The sequence below is a fragment of the Rathayibacter sp. AY2B3 genome (genome assembly GCF_002931755.1).
GTDB lineage: Bacteria > Actinomycetota > Actinomycetes > Actinomycetales > Microbacteriaceae > Rathayibacter.
On record NZ_PSUG01000097.1, the window covers coordinates 1 to 1,274 of the forward strand.

The window sequence follows — 1,274 nt, forward strand, 5'->3', positions numbered from 1 at the left end:
GGCGGGCGGGCGGCCTGGCCGCGGCGCTCGGCGCGGTTCGCGAACTCCCGGGCCTGCTCGCGCTCGAAGTGCTGCGCCTGCTTCTGCTGGTCGTACTCGGTGTAGGCGTCCACGATGCGGCCGACCAGGCTGTGGCGGACCACGTCCTCGCTGGTCAGTCTCGAGAAGTGGATGTCGTCGATGCCGTCGAGCACCCGCGTCACGAGGCGGAGTCCGCTCGCCCCGGTCGGCAGGTCGACCTGGGTGATGTCGCCGGTGACCACCATCTTCGAGCCGAAGCCGAGGCGGGTGAGGAACATCTTCATCTGCTCGGGCGTGGTGTTCTGCGCCTCGTCGAGCACGACGAACGAGTTGTTGAGCGTGCGCCCGCGCATGTACGCGAGCGGCGCGACCTCGATCGTGCCGGCTGCGAGCAGCTTCGGGACGATCTCGGGGTCCATCATCTCGTTCAGCGCGTCGTAGAGCGGGCGCAGGTACGGGTCGATCTTGTCGGTGAGCGAGCCGGGCAGGTAGCCCAGCCGCTCCCCCGCCTCGACCGCCGGACGGGTCAGGATGATCCGCTCGACCTCCTTGCGCTGCAGCGACTGCACGGCCTTCGCCATCGCCAGGTAGGTCTTGCCGGTTCCGGCCGGGCCGATGCCGAAGACGATGGTGTTCTGATCGACCGCGTCGACGTACTCGCGCTGGCCGAGCGTCTTGGGCCTCACGCTGCGTCCGCGCGCCGTGAGGATGGCCTGGCCGAACGCCTCGGCCGGGCTCACCGGCCCGCCGTTCTGCAGGATGCGGGCGGACTCGCGCACGCCCTCCGGGTCGAGATCGTGCCCGCTCGCGGTCATGCGCACCAGTTCTTCCACCAGGCGCGTCGCCGCGGCGACGGGCTCGCGCTCGCCGTCGAGCGTCACCTCGTTGCCGCGCACGTGCACCCGGACATCGGGGAATCGTCCTTCGACCGCTCGGATGAGGCGGTCCTGGGGTCCGAGGAGGCGCACCATCGCGACTCCGTCGACGGCGACGACGCGCCGCGTCGTCTCGGACGCGTCCGCGCCGGGGGCGGGACGCTCGTCGGGGCTCGCGCCCGTGTTCTCAACCGGTGGCAAGGGAGCCTTCCGTCTGGTGGCCGCCCAGGACGTGGGCGTGCACGTGGAACACGGTCTGGCCCGCCTCTTCGCCGGAGTTGAAGACGAGGCGGAACTGACCGTTGCTGTGGGCGTCGGCGAGCGACTGGGCGACCTGCACCATCTCGGCGAGCAGGGCGGGATCGGCGGCGGCGAGAG

2 protein-coding genes are annotated in these 1,274 nt (G+C 71.0%); both read right to left on the bottom strand.

Going from position 1 to position 1,274, the window contains the following annotated elements; all coding sequences use genetic code 11:
• The coding region (locus C5C24_RS17420) for a PhoH family protein (protein WP_104305567.1) at positions 1 to 992 on the bottom strand (992 nt) is incomplete at its 3' end.
• A gap of 91 nt (positions 993 to 1,083) precedes the next feature.
• Positions 1,084 to 1,274 (bottom strand): HIT domain-containing protein (locus C5C24_RS17425; protein ID WP_146082670.1); only part of this gene is annotated, 191 nt, incomplete at its 5' end.